General features: G+C 59.4%; 17 protein-coding genes and 10 tRNA genes. 2 read left to right on the top strand and 25 right to left on the bottom strand.

Going from position 1 to position 20752, the window contains the following annotated elements:
• Positions 1–47: 47 nt before the first annotated feature.
• The 3 genes from glgX to malQ all read right to left on the bottom strand — a co-directional run bounded on the left by glgX (position 48) and on the right by malQ (position 6638).
• Complete coding sequence (glgX, locus tag KW824_RS17225; RefSeq protein WP_182787616.1) at positions 48–2189, bottom strand: glycogen debranching protein GlgX; 2142 nt, start codon at positions 2187–2189, stop codon at positions 48–50.
• On the bottom strand, positions 2189–4366 hold the full coding sequence (gene glgB / locus KW824_RS17220) for a 1,4-alpha-glucan branching protein GlgB (RefSeq protein ID WP_182787614.1): 2178 nt from the start codon (positions 4364–4366) through the stop codon (positions 2189–2191). The genes glgX and glgB overlap by 1 nt, the downstream gene beginning before the upstream one ends.
• Positions 4367–4448: 82 nt before the next feature.
• The gene (malQ, locus tag KW824_RS17215) at positions 4449–6638 is read right to left on the bottom strand and encodes a 4-alpha-glucanotransferase (protein WP_218410441.1); all 2190 of its coding nucleotides are present in this window, start codon (positions 6636–6638) and stop codon (positions 4449–4451) included.
• A 345-nt stretch (positions 6639–6983) separates the two neighbouring features.
• Here malQ and gap point away from each other — a divergent pair, with 345 nt between their 5' ends.
• Together gap and KW824_RS17205 are read left to right on the top strand one after the other, a co-directional pair.
• The gene (gene gap / locus KW824_RS17210) at positions 6984–7979 is read left to right on the top strand and encodes a type I glyceraldehyde-3-phosphate dehydrogenase (protein ID WP_005324581.1); all 996 of its coding nucleotides are present in this window, start codon (positions 6984–6986) and stop codon (positions 7977–7979) included.
• Positions 7980–8087: 108 nt separating this feature from the next.
• Positions 8088–8954 carry a D-hexose-6-phosphate mutarotase gene (locus KW824_RS17205; protein WP_218410440.1) on the top strand — a complete coding sequence of 289 codons (867 nt, stop codon included), beginning with the start codon at positions 8088–8090 and terminating at the stop codon, positions 8952–8954.
• 70 nt (positions 8955–9024) lie between these two features.
• On the opposite strand, the gene nadA is transcribed toward KW824_RS17205, so the two are convergent.
• From nadA to cydA, 22 genes are all read right to left on the bottom strand, one after another.
• On the bottom strand, positions 9025–10098 hold the full coding sequence (nadA, locus tag KW824_RS17200; RefSeq protein WP_218410439.1) for a quinolinate synthase NadA: 1074 nt from the start codon (positions 10096–10098) through the stop codon (positions 9025–9027).
• Positions 10099–10251: 153 nt separating this feature from the next.
• A tRNA-Val gene (locus KW824_RS17195) sits at positions 10252–10327 on the bottom strand.
• 18 nt (positions 10328–10345) lie between these two features.
• Positions 10346–10421: transfer RNA gene (locus tag KW824_RS17190), tRNA-Lys, on the bottom strand.
• Positions 10422–10455: 34 nt separating this feature from the next.
• Positions 10456–10531, bottom strand: a tRNA-Val gene (locus KW824_RS17185).
• Positions 10532–10549: 18 nt separating this feature from the next.
• A tRNA-Lys gene (locus KW824_RS17180) sits at positions 10550–10625 on the bottom strand.
• A 34-nt stretch (positions 10626–10659) separates the two neighbouring features.
• Positions 10660–10735, bottom strand: a tRNA-Val gene (locus KW824_RS17175).
• A gap of 22 nt (positions 10736–10757) precedes the next feature.
• Positions 10758–10833 (bottom strand) — tRNA-Lys (locus KW824_RS17170).
• Between the two features lie 46 nt (positions 10834–10879).
• Positions 10880–10955, bottom strand: a tRNA-Val gene (locus tag KW824_RS17165).
• A 22-nt stretch (positions 10956–10977) separates the two neighbouring features.
• A tRNA-Lys gene (locus KW824_RS17160) sits at positions 10978–11053 on the bottom strand.
• Between the two features lie 46 nt (positions 11054–11099).
• Positions 11100–11175 (bottom strand) — tRNA-Val (locus tag KW824_RS17155).
• A 32-nt stretch (positions 11176–11207) separates the two neighbouring features.
• Positions 11208–11283, bottom strand: a tRNA-Lys gene (locus KW824_RS17150).
• Positions 11284–11457: 174 nt separating this feature from the next.
• The gene (ybgF, locus tag KW824_RS17145; protein WP_043128867.1) at positions 11458–12264 is read right to left on the bottom strand and encodes a tol-pal system protein YbgF; all 807 of its coding nucleotides are present in this window, start codon (positions 12262–12264) and stop codon (positions 11458–11460) included.
• A 158-nt stretch (positions 12265–12422) separates the two neighbouring features.
• On the bottom strand, positions 12423–12947 hold the full coding sequence (gene pal, locus KW824_RS17140) for a peptidoglycan-associated lipoprotein Pal (RefSeq protein WP_005331552.1): 525 nt from the start codon (positions 12945–12947) through the stop codon (positions 12423–12425).
• 50 nt (positions 12948–12997) lie between these two features.
• On the bottom strand, positions 12998–14323 hold the full coding sequence (gene tolB / locus KW824_RS17135) for a Tol-Pal system beta propeller repeat protein TolB (RefSeq protein ID WP_043128866.1): 1326 nt from the start codon (positions 14321–14323) through the stop codon (positions 12998–13000).
• A 93-nt stretch (positions 14324–14416) separates the two neighbouring features.
• Entirely contained in the window at positions 14417–15550 is a 1134-nt protein-coding gene (gene tolA, locus KW824_RS17130; protein WP_218410438.1) for a cell envelope integrity protein TolA, read from the bottom strand.
• A 5-nt stretch (positions 15551–15555) separates the two neighbouring features.
• Positions 15556–16002, bottom strand: coding sequence for a protein TolR (tolR, locus tag KW824_RS17125; protein ID WP_005331545.1), 447 nt, complete (start codon positions 16000–16002; stop codon positions 15556–15558).
• A complete protein-coding gene (gene tolQ / locus KW824_RS17120; RefSeq protein ID WP_214006101.1) occupies positions 16003–16680 on the bottom strand; it encodes a protein TolQ in 678 nt (225 codons plus the stop codon).
• A gap of 1 nt (position 16681) precedes the next feature.
• Positions 16682–17089: a tol-pal system-associated acyl-CoA thioesterase gene (ybgC, locus tag KW824_RS17115; RefSeq protein ID WP_005331541.1), complete on the bottom strand. Its 408-nt coding sequence runs from the start codon at positions 17087–17089 to the stop codon at positions 16682–16684.
• A 208-nt stretch (positions 17090–17297) separates the two neighbouring features.
• The gene (locus KW824_RS17110) at positions 17298–17609 is read right to left on the bottom strand and encodes a cyd operon YbgE family protein (RefSeq protein WP_041206743.1); all 312 of its coding nucleotides are present in this window, start codon (positions 17607–17609) and stop codon (positions 17298–17300) included.
• Positions 17596–17712, bottom strand: coding sequence for a cytochrome bd-I oxidase subunit CydX (gene cydX / locus KW824_RS17105; RefSeq protein ID WP_005331536.1), 117 nt, complete (start codon positions 17710–17712; stop codon positions 17596–17598). The genes KW824_RS17110 and cydX overlap by 14 nt, the downstream gene beginning before the upstream one ends.
• Before the next feature lie 14 nt (positions 17713–17726).
• Positions 17727–18863: a cytochrome d ubiquinol oxidase subunit II gene (gene cydB, locus KW824_RS17100; protein WP_042650005.1), complete on the bottom strand. Its 1137-nt coding sequence runs from the start codon at positions 18861–18863 to the stop codon at positions 17727–17729.
• A gap of 12 nt (positions 18864–18875) precedes the next feature.
• Complete coding sequence (gene cydA / locus KW824_RS17095) at positions 18876–20432, bottom strand: cytochrome ubiquinol oxidase subunit I (RefSeq protein WP_041206745.1); 1557 nt, start codon at positions 20430–20432, stop codon at positions 18876–18878.
• Between the last annotated feature and the right edge of the window lie 320 nt (positions 20433–20752).

The following is a 20752-nucleotide window of genomic DNA, read 5'->3' as shown; positions in this document are numbered from 1 at the left end:
TTGCCTTTTATCACGGCGCCCAGCATACCCACTAGGGCGCCCCGACTCTACCCCGCCAGCGGGAACTGTGATCCCGTTGGCAACACGGCGGCAACATCCGGCGTGGCGACCACCCCTTCCTTGGCAAGCGCCACCGCCGGCAGCGCGACCCGCTCCAGCAGTTTGAGGGAGTGGGCGCGCCCGACCGCCACCTGCCGCTTGATGTCGTCAGGCAGGAATGGCAGGCCGTCGTTGGTGGCGGTGTCTATGGTCTGGATCCATTCCAGCCCCTCCCCCGGCGGCGGCAGGCGGAACTGGATGTCGTAGTCGCTGGCGTTGAACAGCACATACCAGCGCTCCCCACCGCACGTCAGCATGCCGATGTCCATGGCGAACGCCTGCCCCATGGGGGCGTGCCAGTCCTGATCGGTGAGCTGATGGCCATCGGGGTGATACCAGTTGACGCTGTGACAGCTGGTCGCCTTGCCATTCCACTCATCGTCACTGAGTTGCAGGTTGGCGAAGACCCCGGACTCCGCCCGCAGCGCCATCATCTGGCGGGTGAAGGCGAGCAGCCGTTCATCCTCCGGCCGCAACTGCCAGTTGACCCAGCTTATCTGGTTGTCCTGGCAATAGGCGTTGTTGTTGCCAAGCTGGCTGCGACCCATCTCGTCCCCGGCCAGGAAGTGGGGCGTGCCCTGGGAGAGCAGCAGGGTGGCGATGAGGTTGCGCTTCTGCTGCTGACGCAGGTTGTTCACTCTGGGGTCCAGGGTCGGCCCTTCCACCCCGTGGTTGTAAGAGAGATTGTTGCCGTGGCCGTCTCTGTTGTCTTCGCCGTTGGCCTGGTTGTGGCGCTGATTGTAGGAGACCAGATCCTCCAGGGTGAAGCCGTCGTGATAGCAGAGGTAGTTGACGCTGGTGTGGGGGGAGCGCCAGTTCTTCGGGAAGAGATCCCGCGACCCAGCCAGCCGGGTGGCAAAGTCCCCCATCTTGCCCGCATCCCCGCGCCAGAAGGCGCGAACGGTATCGCGATAGCGATCATTGATCTCCAGCCACTGGCTCGGAAACTGGCCGAGGCGATAGCCGAAGGGGCCGATATCCCAGGGTTCGGCGATCAGCCGCACCCGCGCCAGCACGGGATCCGCCAGCATGGCCTTGAAGAAGGCGCTCATGGGATCGAACTCCCCCGCCTCCCGCGCCAGAGTGACCGCGAGATCGAAGCGGAAACCATCCACCTGCATCTCGGTGACCCAGTAGCGCAGGGCATCGAGCACCAGTCGCAGGCTGTTGGGGTGATCCAGATTGACGCTGTTGCCACAGCCGGTGACGTTGGCGTGACGGTGATAGTCCGGGCCATGGGCCCCGGTCTCGAAGGCGTAGTAACCCGCGTTGTCGAACCCTTTGAGCGACAGCATGGGGCCATCGGCACCGGATTCGGCGGTGTGGTTGTAGACCACATCCAATATCACCTCGAGCCCGGCACGGTGCAGCTCGCGCACCATGGTCTTGAACTCGGTCACTGCCTCTCCCGCGCCATAACGAGGCTCCGGGGCGAAGAAGGCAATGGGGTTGTAGCCCCAGTAGTTGGTCAGCCCAAGCTGTTCCAGCCGAGGCTCCGACATGAAGGCGGCCACCGGCATCAGCTGCACCGAGGTGACCCCCAGCGACAGCAGGTGTTCGATCATCAGCGGATGGCTGACGCCGAGGTAGGTGCCCCGCAGCGCCTCGGGCACCCCGGGATGCTGACGGGTAAAGCCCTTGACGTGGGTCTCGTAGAGCACGACCCGCTCGGGGAGGATGCCAGGCTTGCCGATCCCCTGCCAGTCGAAGGCATCGTCCACCACCACCGACTTGGCCACCATGGCCGCGCTGTCCCCCTGATAGAGGTCGTCATCCCAACGGGTCGCCCGGCTGAGCGCCCTGGCATAGGGGTCGATCAACAGCTTGTCGGGGTCGAACAGCATGCCCTCCTGGGGCGTGCCATGGACCCGGTAACCGTAACGCTGACCGGCCCGCACCCCGCGCACATAACCGAAGCGGTATTGACCGCGCTGGCCGGGCAGGGCCAGCCGGACCAACTCCTGCTCCTGCTCGTCGAACAGACAGAGTTCCACCTTGTCCGATTGGGGGGCCCAGACGCAGAAGTGGCAGCCGGCCTCGTCGAGCCGGGCCCCCAGCGGGTAGTCCACCCCATTTTCCATTACAAACATCAGGACTCCTGTTTGATGAACAAGGTCGCGAGCGGCGGCAAGTCCAGCACTATGCTGTGCGCCATCCCCTGCCAGGGGGTCGGCTCGGCGACGAAGGTCAAACCCACATCATAGTTGCTGCCCCAGTAATGCTCGCTATCGGTGTTGAGCACCACAGCATAGCGACCCGCCGTCGGCACCCCGAGGCGATAGGCAAGGCGCGGCACCGGGGTGAAGTTGGAGGCCACCATCAGCGGATTGGCCCCCTGCTTGTCGGCGCGCAGCCAGGCGAAGATGCTGTTGTCGGCATCATTGTGATCCAGCCAGCGGAAACCGCTCTGCTCATAATCCGCCTGATACAAGGCAGCTTCATGACGATAGAGCCGGTTGAGATCGCGGATCAGCCGTTGCTGGCCGCCGTGCTTGGGGAATTGCAGCAGGTGCCACGGCAGCTGGGCATCGTGATTCCACTCGTTGCTCTGGGCGATCTCGGTACCCATGAAGTTGAGCTTCTTGCCCGGATGGCCATACATGAAGCCCATGTAGGCTCGCAGGTTCGCGGCCTGCTGCCACTCGTCACCGGGCATCTTGTAGAGCAAGGAGTGCTTGCCGTGCACCACCTCGTCGTGGGACAGGGCCAGGATGAAGTTCTCGTCATAGTGATAGACCATGGAGAAGGTCATCTCGTTGTGGTGATAGCGGCGGTGGATCGGCTCCTTCTGCATGTAGCTCAGGGTGTCGTGCATCCAGCCCATATTCCACTTGAAGCCAAACCCGAGGCCACCGAGGAAGGTCGGTTTGGAGACCCCCGCAAAGGCGGTGGACTCCTCGGCGATGGTCATGGTGTGGGGATACTTGCCGTAGACCTCCTCGTTGGTCCACTTGAGCAGGCTGATCGCCTCGTAGTTGTGGTTGCCCCCGTCGACGTTCGGCACCCACTCACCGGCGTTGCGCGAATAGTCCAGATAGAGCATGGAGGCCACCGCATCCACCCGCAGGCCGTCGATGTGGAACTTGTCGAGCCAGAACAGGGCGCTCGCCACCAGGAACTGGCGCACGTTGTTGCGACCGAAATCGTAGATGTAGGAGTTCCAGTCCGGGTGCCAGCCACGGCGCGGATCCTCGTACTCGTAGAGCGGGGTGCCATCGAAGCGGGCGAGACCATGGGCATCGGCCGGGAAGTGCGCTGGCACCCAGTCGAGGATGACGCCGATACCAGCCTGGTGGCAGGCGTCGACGAAATACTTGAAGTCATCGGCACTGCCGTAGCGACTGGTGGGAGAAAACATGCCCACCGGCTGGTAGCCCCAGGAGCCGCTGAAGGGGTGCTCGGAGACCGGCATCAGCTCGATGTGGGTGTACCCCATCTCGGTGACGTAGTTGACCAGTTCCACCGCCAGCTCGCGCCAGTTCAGGCTGTCGCCGTTGAGGTGACGCTTCCAGGAGCCCACGTGCAGCTCGTAGATGGAAAGCGGCTGCTCGCGCTTGTCGTTGCGCTGGCTCTCGCGCCAGGCGGCATCCTGCCACTGGTACTGCTCGTGGTCGTGGATGACGGAGGCGAACGACGGATACTGCTCGCAGTAGAAACCGACCGGGTCGCTCTTGTGAGGCAGGCGGTTGCCCATGGGGTCTTTGAGCTCGAACTTGTAGCGATCCCCGGCCTTCAGGCCCGGCACGAACAGCACCCAGTGACCACACTGGCTGCGCTGCATGGGGTGGCGACGGCCATCCCAGAAGTTGAAATCGCCGATCAGGCTCACCGCCGTGGCGCTCGGCGCATAGACGGCGAAGCGCACCCCTGCCACCCGCTGGCCGAGATGCTCCACGGTGCGCAGTTGGGCGCCCAGGGTGTGGTAGAGGTTTTCCGGCTGGAAGCTCAGCTCCGCCAGACCTTCCCAGGCGGCAGCCTGGAATTGATAGGGGTCGATGGATTCGGCACTGGCATCGGGGTAGCTGGCGATCAGCTGATAGGGAAAGGGATTCTTGCGGCGAGTGAAAACAGTTTCAAAAAGGCCCGCTTCGTCGGCGGAGGTCAGGGTGGCAACTATCTTTCCTGACTTGAGATCCCTGACCCGGACCTCGAGCGCATCGGGCAACCAGGCCGTCAGTTTCAGGCCTGGCCCATCCGGATTGGCCAGCAGGCCTAGATGGGAGAAGGGATCGGCACAGCGGGCGGCAACCAAACGTTCAACGGGCATCGACATTTCCTTTCATGGCTGAACATCCGCTCCGGCCTGGGCCGAAGCGGATGAAAGTGAGTCACATGTTGACAGCAGGGGCTCAACGACTGGCCTCGTCACGGGCCTGGCTCATCTTGCCCGCCAGCGCCTTGAGCGCCTCATCGGCAAAAATATCTTCCAGATCCTTTGAAAGCTTGCGACGCCAGTTCGGGTATTCGTAACTGGTGCCCGGCACGTTGACCGGCTTGTCCATCTCCAACCAGTCTTCCAGCTGGGTGCTGAACAGGGCACAGCTGCCGCGGGACATGTGCAGTTGCAGGCCATGGTTGAGTTCGGTGTTCATTCCGACCCAGTTCACGTCATGGCTGATATTGCCAGAGATGACCCCATGGGCATGCAGGCTGTCAAGGATCCGCTGCTTGGCCTGGTGGCGATCAGCATACAGGGTCTTGAGTACCTCTTCATCCGGGTACAGGCCCAGCTCGCGACCCAGCGCCAGATCGTCACAATGCCAGAAGCCCTTGAGGGTCGGCATGTCGTGGGTGGTCAGGGCCGACATCGCCTGCTCGGTATAGTGCGCCGGAGAGATGAAGCCGCCGTCCCCCTTGGATCGCTCGAAGAAGAACACCTTGTAGGAGTGGACGCCATTTTCTTTGAGGGTGACGTCTATGCCTTCCGGCACGGTACCGAGATCTTCACCGATCAGCAGGCACTGGTTGCGGTGGGACTCGAGGGCAAGTATCCCCAGCAGATCGTTGACCGGATAGTAGATGTAGGCGCCCTTGGCGGCGGACGCTCCGGGCGGTACCCACCACAGGCGCAGCAAGGCCATCACGTGATCGATGCGCAGCGCGCCGCAGGCACGCATGTTGGCGCGGAACAGATCCACCATGGGCTGATAGGCCGCCTCGAACAGCTGGTTCGGATTCATCGGGGGCAGGCCCCAGTTCTGACCGAGGGGGCCCAGGATGTCGGGGGGAGCGCCGACCGAGGCTTTCGGACAGTAGAGATCCCGGTTGGCCCAGATCTCGGTGGAGCCTTCGGAGACGCCCACCGCCAGATCCCGATAGATCCCCATCACCATGCCGGCGGCCTTGGCACGGGCATCGGCCTGGGCCAGCTGCTCATCGGCCAGGAACTGCAGATAGAGGTAGAAATTCACGTCCTGTTGGTGTTCGGCCATCCAGGCAGCCACCTCGGGATTGTGGTAATCGCGGAAGGCATCCGGCCAGACCGGCCAGCCCCAGGCATTCTCACCCTTGCCATAGAAGTGTGCCTGCAGGGCATCGAACGCTGCCTGCTGTTGCAGGCTGTCGCCACCGGCGGCCACGAAGGCATCGAAGGCTGCCTGACGCTCGGCGCTGAGCCTGGCCTCATCGAACACCAGGCGCAGCATGCCGATTTTGGTCTGGATGACGCCGGTGTAATCCACGTTCTCCTTGGCCCGCAGGGAGGCCAGATGCTGCTGGAAAGCCGGACTCGCCACATCGGCCTTGAGCCGCTCGTTGGCGAGAAACTCGGGTACCGCTTCCACGTTGATGTAGGCCACGTTGAGCCAGCGACGGGAAGAGGGGCTGTAGGGGCTGGCACTCTCGGGATTCGCAGGATAGAGGGCATGGATGGGGTTCAGCCCCACGAAATGGGCTCCCCAGGCGGCGGCTTTCTCGACCAGCTGGCCGAGGTCACTGAAATCACCTATACCCCAGTTGTGGCGGCTGCGCAGGCAGTAGAGCTGCACGCTCGGACCCCACACCTTGCGGCCATTGGCGATGGGTGCCTGCTTGTAGCAGGACTTGGGCGCGACGATGAGGCGCATGGTGGCGAGCGGCTCGTCGTTGCCCTCTTCCAGCAGCACCAGCTGGTGATAGCCAAGCTCCGGCTGCACATCCAGCGAGACCCGATAGGCCTGGCACTCCATCTCTTCGAATTCGGCGACGCCGACCAGTTCCCCTTCGATGGGGGTTAGCTGGCCGGACAACAGGGCACCCTGCTCCAGCTCTATCTGCCAGTGGAGAGCGTCGTTGACGAACTCGATGGGCAGACGAACCTCGAGGCTGAGAGGGTCGCCACTGCGCACTACCATCACGGGATCCAGAGGCCGCAACCAGTGCTGACGGTGCTCCTGCTCCAACTGTTCGGTCAGGGCTGCCTCGTCGTCGACACGGTAGCCCATGGCGCCCAGCATGGCGGCCTTGCTCTCTTCGGATACCTGGGCCGGGTGGCCCCAGGCATCAACATACTCACTGGCGATACCTTTGGCGGCAGCCAGCTGTTCAATCAGGGTGGTCATAGTTTGAGAATTCCCGCTGTGGATTCTATCTACACTATTTGTGATTAATTTTTATGGGTGGTACTTGAACAGTGGCTCTTTGGCCATGCTAAACCGCGCACATTTTTACATATCTCCCCGGCCTGATGTGTGACCGGACAGGCACTATTGTTGATCTCTGCGACCGGATCCGCTGATGATGCATTCGACAAAAGTTGGTAGCCAGTTACATAAAACGAAAATAAATTTCACAGTTTTTCATGATATAGCGCAATTTCGCGCAGATTGTTGGTTGACTCACCGGTGAGTTCTAGTAAATTTACAAACGGAATTTTCTTTGACTACTGAACAGTTAGGTAACCAATTATGACTATCAAAGTAGGTATTAACGGTTTTGGCCGTATCGGTCGTTTCGTTTTCCGTCTGGCCGCCGAGCGTGCTGACATCGAAGTGGTTGGTATCAACGATCTGATCGACGTTGACTACATGGCTTACATGCTGAAGTACGACTCCACCCACGGCCGCTTCAAGGGCACCGTTGAAGTCAAAGACGGCAACCTGATCGTCAACGGCAAAACCGTACGTGTTACCGCTGAACGTGACCCGGCAAACCTGAAATGGGATGCCATCGGTGTTGACGTTGTTGCCGAAGCTACCGGTCTGTTCCTGGACGACGCTACTGCTCGCAAGCACATCGCTGCCGGCGCCAAGAAAGTCGTACTGACCGGCCCGTCCAAAGACGCTACCCCTATGTTCGTCATGGGTGTTAACGACTCTACCTACGCTGGCCAGGACATCGTTTCCAACGCTTCCTGCACCACCAACTGCCTGGCCCCCATCGCCAAGGTTCTGAACGATACCTTCGGTATCGAATCCGGCCTGATGACCACTGTCCACGCTACCACCGCTACCCAGAAGACCGTTGATGGTCCGTCTGCCAAAGACTGGCGCGGTGGCCGCGGTGCGGCTCAGAACATCATCCCGTCCTCTACCGGTGCTGCCAAGGCTGTTGGCGTTGTTATCCCGGAACTGAACGGCAAACTGACCGGTATGGCTTTCCGCGTACCGACTCCGGATGTGTCCGTTGTTGACCTGACCGTCAACCTGAAGAAAGCGGCCACCTACGCAGAAATCTGCGCAGCCATGAAAGCAGCCTCCGAAGGCTCCATGAAGGGCGTGCTGGGCTACACCGAAGATCAAGTGGTTTCCACCGACTTCCTGGGTGAGCGTCAGACCTCCGTGTTCGATGCCAAGGCTGGTATCGCACTGAACGACAAATTCGTTAAAGTCGTATCCTGGTACGACAACGAAATGGGCTACTCCAGCAAGGTTCTGGACCTGATCGCTCACATCTCCAAGTAATTTGGGATGCGCAATCGCGTAGCTTGAAAAAAGGCGGCCATTGGCCGCCTTTTTGTATTCTGGAACTGCCGACCTCTTTCTTGAATGTGCGCGAGCACAGGAGTCTCCATGCAACCGACACGTACTCTGACAGCCCACTGTACCCTCAGCCACCCCGCGGATGGCCAGCCTCTGCTGACCATCAACAACGAGCATGCCAAGGCCGAGATCAGCCTGTTTGGCGCCCATGTGCTGCGCTACCAGCGCCACGGCGAACCCGCCTCGCTCTGGCTCAGCGACAAGGCCGTGCTGGATGGCAGCAAGCCGATCCGGGGCGGCATCCCTCTGTGCTGGCCCTGGTTCGGCCCGGCCCCCGCTCGCGTCGGCAGCGGCAAGCCCGCCCATGGCTTCGCCCGTACCAGCCTGTGGACCCTGGATGGCGTCTCCGATCACGGGGATGGCACCCTCGTCCATCTGTCTCTGCGTGACACCGACGCCAGTCGAGCCCTCTGGCCCCACGCCTTCGAGCTGGAGCTGGATGTGCTGGTGGGCAAAGAGCTCTCCCTGGTGCTGACCACCCGCAACACCGGCAAGACCCCCCTCACCTACAACGCGGCCCTGCACACCTATCTGCAGATAAGCCGCCCAGAGGCCGTCAGCGTGACCGGGCTAGGTGAGCCTTATGCGGACAAGCTGACGGGTCAGGATGGGCAGCAGCAGGGCGCTCTGACGCTCACAGCTGCCATTGATCGGGTCTACCACCAAGCCGGGGCCATGGTTATGGTCAAGGACGGCGATCGCACCACTAAAGTGGTGAACGGCAACAACGACAGCGTCGTGGTCTGGACCCCCTGGCTGGAAGGGGCCACCGCCATGGCCGACATGAGCGACGACGGTTACCGCACCATGCTCTGCGTCGAGGCGGCCATCACCGCCGATGCCGGCATCACGGTTGCGCCAGACGAGGAACACAGCTTCTCAACCGTGATCATCTGACGATGCAACAGGCTGATAAATAAAGAGGGCTCCCGCGGGAGCCCTCTTTGCATCTTGTCATCAGAGAAGATCAGGCGTTGCCCTGGGTCTTGAGCTTGAGCTCGGCAGCGAAGTTCAGCATCCGATCCAGCGGGATCAGGGCCTTCAGGCGCAGCGCCTCATCCACATGGATCTCGTGACGCTCGGCGCCATCGGTCAACGCCTCCTTGATCGCCACCAGGCCGTTCATCGCCATCCAGGGACAGTGGGCACAGCTGCGGCAGGTGGCACCATCGCCACCGGTCGGCGCCTCCACCATCTCCTTGTCCGGGCAGGCCTGCTGCATCTTGTAGAAGATGCCGCGATCGGTCGCCACGATCAGCTTCTGCTGGGGCAGCTCGCGGGCCGCCTTGATGAGCTGGCTGGTAGACCCCACCGCATCCGCCAGTTCGATGACGGAAGCCGGGGACTCCGGGTGCACCAGCACGGCCGCATCCGGGTTCTGGGACTTGAGCTCGCGCAGGGCCTTGGCCTTGAACTCGTCGTGGACTATGCAGTGGCCCTGCCAGCGCAGCATTTCGGCGCCCGTCTTCTTCTCGATGTAGGCACCCAGGTGTCTGTCCGGCCCCCAGATGATCTTGTGGCCCTGGCTGTCCAGATGCTCGACGATCTCCAGCGCTATGCTGGAGGTCACCACCCAGTCTGCCCGTGCCTTCACCGCCGCCGAGGTATTGGCATAGACCACAACTATATGGTCGGGATGGGCATCGCAGAAGGCGGAGAACTGGTCGATGGGACAGCCCAGATCGAGGGAGCACTCCGCCTCCAGGGTCGGCATCAGCACCCGCTTGTGGGGGCTCAGGATCTTGGAGGTCTCCCCCATGAAGCGCACACCGGCCACGATCAGGGTCTGTGCGGCGTGATCACGACCGAAGCGAGCCATCTCGAGGGAGTCGCCGACGAAACCGCCGGTGGCCTCGGCCAGCGCCTGGATCTCGGGATCCGTGTAGTAGTGGGCAACCAGCACGGCCTGACGCGCCTCGAGCAGTGCCTTGATCTCGGTGATCAGGGAAGCCTTCTGTTCGGCAGTCAGGGGAGCCGGTTTGACCGGAAAGGGATAGTCCATCTCGATGACCGGAGGGACACTGCTCAGTGCATTGCTCATTGCGACTGTTCCATCAACGCTTGGAAAGGCCAAAATTATAACCAGAAGCCGCGCACAAACCCATCAACAAATCGCGCTCACCAGATAAGGTGCCAGATGAAGCTAAAACAAAAAGGCCCGCATTGGAGTGCGGGCCTTCTTGTTTACAAGTCATGGTGGTCGTTACTGGGCTCGAACCAGTGACCCCCTCCTTGTAAGGGAGGTGCTCTCCCAGCTGAGCTAAACGACCTGGGATATGGCTAAATGATGGTGGGTCGTGCTGGATTCGAACCAGCGACCAATTGATTAAAAGTCAACTGCTCTACCGACTGAGCTAACGACCCATCTGTATCATTTTTTCTTTCTATTTCAAGAAAGTGGTGGTCGTTACTGGGCTCGAACCAGTGACCCCCTCCTTGTAAGGGAGGTGCTCTCCCAGCTGAGCTAAACGACCTGGGATATGGCTAAATGATGGTGGGTCGTGCTGGATTCGAACCAGCGACCAATTGATTAAAAGTCAACTGCTCTACCGACTGAGCTAACGACCCATCTGTATCATTTTTTCTTTCTATTTCAAGAAAGTGGTGGTCGTTACTGGGCTCGAACCAGTGACCCCCTCCTTGTAAGGGAGGTGCTCTCCCAGCTGAGCTAAACGACCTGGGATACTCTGTGGTCAAGATTGGTGGGTCGTGTAGGGATCGAACCTACGACCAATTGATTAAGAGTCAACTGCTCTACCGACTGAGCTAACGACCCATCTTGAACCTGTCACCAACCGCATGTGGCGGGCAGTGTTAAAACATGGTGGTCGTTACTGGGCTCGAACCAGTGACCCCCTCCTTGTAAGGGAGGTGCTCTCCCAGCTGAGCTAAACGACCTGGGGTATTCTTTGTTCAAGATTGGTGGGTCGTGCTGGGTTCGAACCAGCGACCAATTGATTAAGAGTCAACTGCTCTACCAACTGAGCTAACGACCCACACCTTGAACCTGTCACCGCCTGCTGTGGCAGACCGTGTTAAAACTGGTGGTCGTTACTGGGCTCGAACCAGTGACCCCCTCCTTGTAAGGGAGGTGCTCTCCCAGCTGAGCTAAACGACCTGGGAATTCTGTCTTCACCCATTGTGAAGAAATGGTGGGTCGTGCTGGATTCGAACCAGCGACCAATTGATTAAAAGTCAACTGCTCTACCGACTGAGCTAACGACCCTCACCACGACCAGCTCCGAGCGCACTGCTGCACCGGCTCTGACGGCGGCCTATATTACGGATTTATCATCCTGGCGCAATAGAAAAATCTTAAATTAAATCTGTTTGTTCACTGCGCATACAAAGCAGAGGCATATTTACAAGACTGTTACGAAAACAGTGACATGCAGCAATGTTACAACTTGCTCAGGCTCTGCTTGGCCAACTGGGCCGGAGAGGTATTGGGGTAACCCTTGATCACCTGCTCATAGAAGGCCTTGGCTTCTGCTTTCTTGCCATCAAGCTGCGCCAGCATACCGAGTTTCAGCAGGGCATCGGCCCGTTTGGGCGACTTGCTGTACTTGTTCGCCACAGTGGAGAACTGGCTGGCTGCACCGGCCCTGTCACCCTTGTTGAACATCAGCTGGCCGAGCCAGTAGTGCGCATTGGGAACATAGCTGGAGCTTGGGAACTGCTTGATGAACCCTTCGAAGGCAGGAATGGCCTTGTCGTAATTCTTCTCCTTGAGCACCATGTTCACGGCGGCGTCATAGGCCTGGTTCTCGTCCTGATTGGTCGAGTAGTTGGCCGCGGCGGCAGGTGTCGTGGCGCCGGCTGCCGGGGTCGCGGGCGCTGCGGCGGCAGGCTGGCTGTTGGCAACCTTGTCGAGCTCCTGATAGAGCTGGCGTTGACGCTCTTGCGACTGCTCCATCTGGTAGGTCTGCTGCTCCAGCTGACCACGCAGTTCGGAGACCTCCCCTTGCAGGGAGTCGACCTGTTGCTGCAGCTCGGCCTGCAGGCGCAGACGGGCATTCAGGGTGCGCTCCAGCAGGGCGACCCTGTCTTCCAGGCTACCGGTAGGCACGATAGCGCCGTTGTTGCCGCTAAGGACAACCCCACCACCCGAGTCACCGCCCAGATCGCTGACAGGAGCCGCCGCATGCGCATTCAGAGCAACCAATACGGCCAGCGCAACAACAGCTTGCTTGTACACAGATTTCATTCGGATCAAACCTTAGCGTTTAGTGCAAATAAAACGGCCAGCGCCATAGTCGCTCGCTTATACAGATTTCATTCGGATCAAACCTTGACGTTTAGTGCAAATAAAACGGCCATCGAAATGGCCGCTTGCATATAAACGAACTTCGTTCGGTTCAAACCTTAGTAAACCAGGACCGCACGGCGGTTTTTGGCAAAGGCATCCTCGGTGTGGGACAGATCCAGCGGCTTCTCTTCGCCATAGCTGACGATGGAGAGCTGCTCAGCCTGCACACCCAGGGTTTGCAGATACTTGGCAACGGCCTTGGCACGACGCTCACCCAGGGCGATGTTGTATTCCGGAGTACCGCGCTCATCGGCGTGGCCTTCGATCAATACCTTGACGCTCGGACGCTCACGCAGGTAGCTGGCGTGGGCATCCAGCAGGTCGGCGTACTGACCCTGAATGTCGTAGCCATCGTACGGGAAGTAGATCACGTTATCGCGCTGCAGAGCTTCAAACTTCTGACGCATCTGCTCTTCCGGGGACAACATGCCGTTGGCGCCACCGGTTTGTACACCGCCCATGCCGTCGGTCATGCCAGACTCGGCGCCAGCGGCGTCGGAGTCGGAAGAAGAACTACAGGCAGCTAGGGTGAACAGTGGCAGTGCGATGGCCAGACCCTTGAGCAGTTTATTGAGTTGCATGCTATTTCCTTAAACCTTTATAACAAAACAAAAAACAATCGATTTTTTTATCAATTCAAGAAGGGCGACCAAGCTGGTGCACGAATTTCACCGCTACTGGTCGGAAGCACTGCCTTGAAGCGACCATCGGTCGACACCAACGCAAGACTCTTACGACCCTGATAGATGGTGGCATAAATGATCATGCTGCCATTGGGTGCCACACTTGGCGACTCATCCAGAGCACTCTGAGTCAGTACCAACATGGCTCCGTTCTCCATATCCTGGCGAGCGATGCGATATTGTCCCTGAACCCGGGTCACCACCACCATGGACTTGCCGTCCGGCGTGATGGATGCCCCCTGGTTGGAATCCCCTTCCCAGGTCATCCGGCGAGTGACGCCAGTCGCCAAATTTACGCTATAAATCTGGGGTTTGCCACCACGTTCAGAGGTGAACAGCAAAGTTTGGCCGTCCGGCATCCAGGAGGGTTCGGTGTCTATGGTACGGTTATTTGTGACTCGAGTGAGTTGCTTGCTAGCAACATCAACAACATAGAGATCAGGCTGCCCATCTTTGGACAAAACAATAGCCAAACGGCGACCATCTGGTGACCACTCGGGGGCACCGTTGATGCCACGGAAACTGGTGATCAGACTGCGTTGCTGGGTATAGATGTCCTGCACATAGATTTCGGACTTCTGGTTCTCGAAGCTCACGTAGGCCAGTTTGCTGCCATCCGGCGACCAGGCCGGCGACATCAGCGGCTCGCGGGAGCGCAGCAGGGTCTTCTCGTTGTAGCCATCGTAATCGGAGATGCGCAGCTGGTACGGGAACTGGGTGCCCTGCTGGACGGAGACATAGGCCAGACGGGTCAGGAAGGCGCCACGCTCACCGGTCAGACGCTCGTAGACGATGTCGGAGATGCGGTGGGCGAACTGGCGCATCTGGGCACCTGGTATGGTCGCCATGCGGCTGTCGAGGATGTAACCATTCGCTTCGCCGCCCTGGGTCTTGGCCAGCTGGCCCTTCAGCACGTCGACCAGCTCGAAGTTGATCTTGTAGGTGCCATCACCGACCGCTGCGATGGAACCGACCACCACGGCTTCTACACCCTGGGACGCCCAAGGCGCGAAGTTGATCTCGCCGCTGGTGCTCGGGGTCTGCGGCATCTGGCCACGGGCCAGCGGCTTGAACTTGCCGCTGCGCATCAGGTCGTTGGAGACCACCTCTGCGATGTCCTGTGGCAGTTGACCATTGCCCTCCCACTTGAAGGGAGCGATGGCGATGGGACGCGCACTGTCAATACCGCCGGTGATGACGATGTCCAAGGCCGCCTGAGCGCTCTGGCCTAGCAGAAGGCAGCCAACCAAAGCAAAAAACACTTTTCTTATCATGGCTTAAATACTCTGTTCCAATAAAAATGAGAGGTGAAATTCCTTTATCAGCAGATGCTGCCAACCACGGTCAATGACCCCGTTTTATCACGTCTAGATGCTCGGTTCTAACTTGAGGTTAAGTTCCTTCAACTGCTCGAATACCGCCGGATCCTTCGGCACCGGCAACTGATTCGCCTTCAAGACCGCCGCCTTGCCGGAGCGGCAGACCGCCGGGTCACCCTGGCCGTTGTCCACCGAGATGACGAAGCCGGTACTGGCCAATTTGACACCGATAGTACAGGTTTTGCCCCGCATGGTGGGATCCAAAATCATATAGCGCTCCACCGTAGCGGCGATGAGGGCGGCATATTTCTGGGCTTCCCCCTGAGCGGCAGCCGATGCGGCCTGGCTGCGGGAACTGGCCTCAGCCTCCAGCTGCTGCTGCATCATGGCTTCCATCTCTTTCTGCAGCTTGGCCTCCTCGGCCGCCTTGCGCTTGCGCTCCGCCTCTATCTTGGCCTTCTTGTCAGCCTCGGCCTTCGCCTTCTTCTCTGCGTCAACTTTTGCCTTCTTTGCGGCTTCATCTGCAGCCTTTTTCTCTGCCTCAGCCTTGGCCTTCTTCTCGGCTTCCGCCTTGGCTTTCTTCTCAGCCTCGGCTTTGGCCTTCTTGTCGGCTTCAGCCTTCTTGGCCGCATCCGCCTTCGCCTTGGCTTTCTCTTCGGCCTGCTTCTTCTCCAGCTCTTCTTTCTTTTTCTTGAGCGCCAGCGCCTTGGCGAGTTCTTCTTCCTGACGCTTGGCTTCAGCCTGCTTGGTCTTCTGCGCCTCCAGCTTGCGGGCTTCCTCGGCCTTCTGGGCCTGCTCTTCCGCCTGCTTCTGCTCGGCTACCTTCTTCTGCTTTTCGGTCTCGGCCTTGCGGGTGGCCTCTTCGGCCTCCTTGCGCTTGGTCTCGGCGATGCGCAGACGCTCCTGCTCCTTCGCCAGCTCGCGCCGGGCCTGATCGGCGTCTTCCTTGTCCTTCTCTTTCTGCTGCTGGGCAGCCTTGGGCTGAGCTTTCTGCTGCTGGATCTGCTGGGCCTGCTGCTCCAGGAACTCGCTGTCCAGCATCACCGCGTTGACGATCTGTCCCTTCGACTCGGGGCGCTTGGGCTTGCTGAAGTCGACCCCGACCAGCAGGATGATGCCGATGATCAGATGCAGCAGCAGCGACGCGACGAGATAACCGGAAATACCACGCTTCACATCCATCTCCGTCAGTTCACCGGATCCGTCATCAGGCCAACCTGAGGTACGCCGGCTTTCTTGAGGGCCACCATCAGCAGGATCACCTCTTCGTAACGCACGGACTTGTCACCCGCTACCACCACGGGCGCGTTCTGGTTGATGGCCAGATAGCCCATGGCCTTCTCGGTGATGTATTGCTGCATCGCCTCGGGCGTGCCGCTTGGCACTGGCTCGTCATCCGCCTCACCGGCCTTGATGACATACTCACCCTCGGTGTTGACGCTGACGATGAAGGGGGGCTTGGCATCCTCGGGCAGTTGCTCGGACTCCGCCTGGGGCAGATCTACCTTGACCCCTTGCGTGATCACCGGCGTCACCGCCATGAAGATGATGAGCAGCACCAGCATGACGTCGATATAGGGCACCACGTTGATCTCGGCGACCTTCTTGCGCCGGATCCGCTGATAGGTTTGCATTTACTTCTCACCCTGCTGCTGTGCAATCTGACGGTTCAGTATGGTGGTGAACTCATCCATGAAGTTGGCGTAGGCGTTCTCCAACTTCTCTACCTTGTTGGTGAACCGGTTGTAGAAGATGACCGCCGGAATGGCCGCGAACAGACCCATGGCGGTGGCGATCAGCGCCTCCGCGATGCCCGGTGCCACCATCTGCAGCGTCGCCTGCTGCACCTGACCCAGGGCAATAAAGGCGTTCATGATGCCCCATACGGTACCAAACAGGCCGATATAGGGGCTGATGGAGCCGACGGTCGCCAGCACTGGCAGGTTGGATTCCAGCTCGTCCACCGCACGGGACAGAGAGACGCGCATGGCGCGGTAAGTACCGTCCATCACCGCATCCTGGCCACGGGCACCGGCCTTGAGCAGGCGGGCATACTCCTTGAAGCCGGAATAGAAGATGTCTTCCATGCCTTCGATGTCATCGCGGCGAGAGGAGGACTCCTGATAGAGACGGTTGAGGTCGACGCCGGACCAGAATCTGTCTTCAAACTGCTCCGAGGCGAGATTGGCCGCCTTGATGATCTTGGAACGCTGGATGATCAGCGCCCAGGAGACGACCGACATGCCCATCAGGGTCATCATGACCAGTTTCACCAGCAGACTGGCTTGCCAGAACAGACCAATAAACGAAATTTCAGCGTGCACTTAACAGCACTCCCTTGATTTTTTCAGGTATTGCAACAGGTTTCATTTGCGGATGACTGACACAGGCAATCTGTACCATGGCCTGGGTGATCAGTCGTCCATCAGCCGCCAGGATCTGCTGTGAAAAGCGCATGGAGGCACGTTTCACTTCAGTCACTTGCGTCAATACGGTCAGCAGTTCATTGAAGCGGGCCGCGGAGCGGAAATCGATCTCGGTGCGACTCACCACGAAGGCGATCCCCGCCTGCAACAGGACATCTTGCTCGATGTCGCCGGCGCGCAGGAACTCGGTGCGAGCCCGTTCCATAAACTTGAGATAATTGGCGTTGTAGACGATGCCTCCGGCGTCTGTGTCTTCGTAGTAGACACGTACCGGAAACTCAGAGACTTCCCCCATAAAAATCTGTGATCCATTCGACAGTCAGATGGGGGGCTATCATAGCGCAGGGCTGAATAGGAAAGAAGCAGGGGGAGACAGGGAAATCCCATCTCCCCCTGTTTTTTATGGCAGGGGATAACGACCGATCCGCCGGGGGAAAAACCACGGCCGCACTGCGGGGTACAAAAGCAGAGGGAGGCAGAAAATGTCTGGCCTCCCTCGGTGTTTATGGCAGGTAATAACTGCTGGTCAGCCAGAGCCCATACAACAGGCTTGGCCAGGCGAGCCAGGGGAAAAACAGCACGCGCCCGACCAGGCTGCGGGGGTGGAACCCCAGTCCGTGCATGACGCCGCAGCAGACCGCCCACATCAGCCAGGGGGCCAGCCAGAGACCGTGGTCACTGGTGTTGGCGGCGATCAGATTCGGTGCCTGCAAGATGGCGACGCCCAGCAGGGCCGCCGCCAGCAACATCAGACCTTGCCATGGCTGGCGCTCCAGGGGAGCGGCCAGCCGGGCTAGCCTGTCACTTGTCTTCATCGATCTGACGATCCAAGTTCTCGGTGTGCTCCAGCCAGAGCGCATTGATGATCCCAAACGCACAGGCCAGCAACAGCCCCAGGATCCAGGTGAAATACCACATATCAGGGCACCTTCTTAGTAGAGCGATTGTTGGTTGTCTTCGATGTGCTTGTTACTCACCCGGCCAAACATCTTGATGTAGGTCCAGATGGTGTAAGCCAGCACTGTCGGCACGAAGACGACTGCGACTACCGTCATCACCTTGAGGGTGTTGAAGGAGGCGGTGGCATCCCACATGGTCAGGCTCTGGGACGGCTCCAGGCTGGAGGGCATCACGAACGGGAACATGGAGAAGCCCGCGGTCAGGATGATGCCGGCAATGGCCAGGGAGGAGAACAGGAACGCCATCCAGCCCTTGCCCAGCTTGGCCGCAAGCGCGGTCAGCAGGCTCATCACCAGACCCAGCACGGGGGCGGCAATCATCCAGGGATAGAGGTTGTAGTTCTGCATCCAGGCACCGGCCTGCACCACCACTTCCTTGTGAAGCGGGTTGGTGACGGCGTCGGTGGCAACGGCACCCACGATCACATAGCCATCCATGCCGCTCACCCAGACACCGGCCAGGGCAAAGAGCACCAGGGTCAGCAGGGAGAAGATCATGGCGGCGGTGCGGGAGCGGGCCAGCACTTCACCTTCGGTCTTCATCATCAGCCAGGCAGCGCCCTGGGTCACTATCATGAACAGGCTCACCAGACCGGCCAATAGACCGAACGGGTTGAGCAGGCCGAAGAAGTTGCCGTGGTAGGTCAGCATCAGGAACTGGTTGAAGCTGAACGGAACACCTTGCAGCAGGTTGCCGAAGGCCACCCCGAAGATGACGGGGGGAATCGCACTACCGGCGAACAGCGCCCAGTCCCAGCTGGTGCGCCACTGGGCGCCTTCCTGCAGGGAGCGGTACTTGAAGCCGACCGGACGGAAGAAGAGCGCCATCAGGGTCAGGATCATGGCGATGTAGAAGCCGGAGAAGGCCGCCGCATAGACCATGGGCCAGGCCGCGAACAGGGCACCGCCCGCGGTGACCAGCCAGACCTGGTTGCCTTCCCAGTGCGGCCCCATGGTGTTGAGCATCACCCGACGCTCCACATCCTTCTTGCCGACGAAGGGGAGCAGGGCACCGACCCCCATATCGAAGCCGTCGGTGATGGCGAAGCCGATCAGCAGCACGCCGACCAACACCCACCAGACCAGACGCAACATTTCGTAATCAAACATGGGTTACTCTCCTTATGCCTTGCTCTGTTCGAAGTGGTACTTGCCCGTCTTCAGGCTGCTTGGGCCCAGACGCGCATACTTGAACATCAGGTACATCTCGATGATCAGCAGTACGGTGTAGAACAGGCAGATCCCGATCAGGGAGAACCAGATCTCGGACGCAGGGATATTGGATGCGGAGACTGAGGTCGGCAGCATCTCGGCGATGGTCCAGGGTTGGCGACCGTACTCGGCGACAAACCAGCCTGCCTCGATGGCGATCCAGGGCAGCGGGATGCCGTACAGCAGCGCCTTGAGCAACCACTTTCGCTCACCGATCTTGTGGCGAGTGCTGTCATAGAAGGCCAGACCGATCAGCACCAGCATCAACATGCCGCAGGCAACCATGATGCGGAAGGCGAAGAACAGCGGCAGCACCTGCGGGATGGAGTCATCCACGGCGGCCTTGATCTGATCGTCGGTCGCGTCGGTCACGTTGGCGGTGTAACGCTTGAGCAGCAGACCGTAGCCCAGATCCTGCTTCACCTCGTCGAAGCGAGCGCGGGTCTCGTCTGACTTGTCGCCGGATTGCAGCTTGGTCAGCAGATCGTAGGCGGTCATGCCGCTGCGCACGCGCAGTTCATGCTCGCTCTTCAGATCCTTGAGACCGGTCACCTGACCGTCCAGGGAACGGGTCGCTATGATGCCGAGGGCGTAGGGGATCTTGATGGCGTAGTCGGTGCGCATCTCTTCCTGGTTCGGGATGCCGAACAGGGTGAAGGATGCGGGAGCCGGCTCGGTGTTCCACTCGGCCTCGATGGCCGCCAGTTTCACCTTCTGCACTTCCCCGGTCTCGTAGCCGGACTCGTCACCCAGGATCAGCACGGAGAGGATGGAGGCCATGCCGAACGCGGCCGCGATGGCGAAGGAGCGACGGGCGAAGGCCACATCACGATTCTTCAGCAGGTAGTAGGAGGAGATGCCCAGCACGAACATGGCGCCCGTGGTGTAGCCCGCCGCCACCGTGTGGACGAACTTGACCTGGGCCACCGGGTTGAACACCAGCTCCGCGAAGCTCACCATCTCCATCCGCATGGATTCGAAGTTGAACTCGGCACCGACCGGGTTCTGCATCCAGCCGTTGGCGACCAGGATCCAGAGGGCGGAGAGGTTGGTCCCGAGTGCCATCAGCCAGGTTGCCGCCAGATGCTGGCGCTTGCTGAGGCGATCCCAGCCGAAGAAGAACATGCCGACGAAGGTGGACTCCAGGAAGAAGGCCATCAAGCCTTCGATGGCCAGCGGGGCCCCGAAGATGTCGCCGACATAGTGGGAGTAATAAGCCCAGTTGGTACCGAACTGAAACTCCATGGTGAGCCCGGTGGTGACCCCAAGGGCGAAGTTGATACCAAACAACTTGCCCCAGAACTTGGTCATGTCCCGGTACACAGTGTTGTTGGTCATCACATAGACAGACTCCATGATCGCCAGAATGAAGGCCATTCCCAGCGTCAGGGGTACAAACAGGAAGTGATAAAGGGCCGTCGCAGCGAATTGGAACCGCGATAGGTCTACCACATGCTCAGCAATCATGATGTTTCCTCACCGATTATTGGCACGGCTATTTTAAGTTTTAAGGACAAAGCTTCCATTGGAAGTCCCCGAACGGTCGGTCACGCCTCGCGGACCGATCGGATTCGACTGCCACCACATTAACAACAAGGCAATATACGAGAACAAAAAAAGCTAATGTTTAACATCTTTAAAACAATAACTGTGGTTCTATTCTCGCCTATAATGATCGCTGTTTTATATCACCTTTATTTGATTGAAATCAATGTAAAACCATCATCAATACATGCCTTTTCAAGGCAACTTAAGAGCCGGTAAATATTAATTGTGCGAGCCTCATC

The organism is Aeromonas sp. sif0611 (assembly GCF_019218845.1).
Lineage (GTDB): Bacteria > Pseudomonadota > Gammaproteobacteria > Enterobacterales > Aeromonadaceae > Aeromonas > Aeromonas media.
This window is presented reverse-complemented; position numbering and strand designations above follow the sequence as displayed.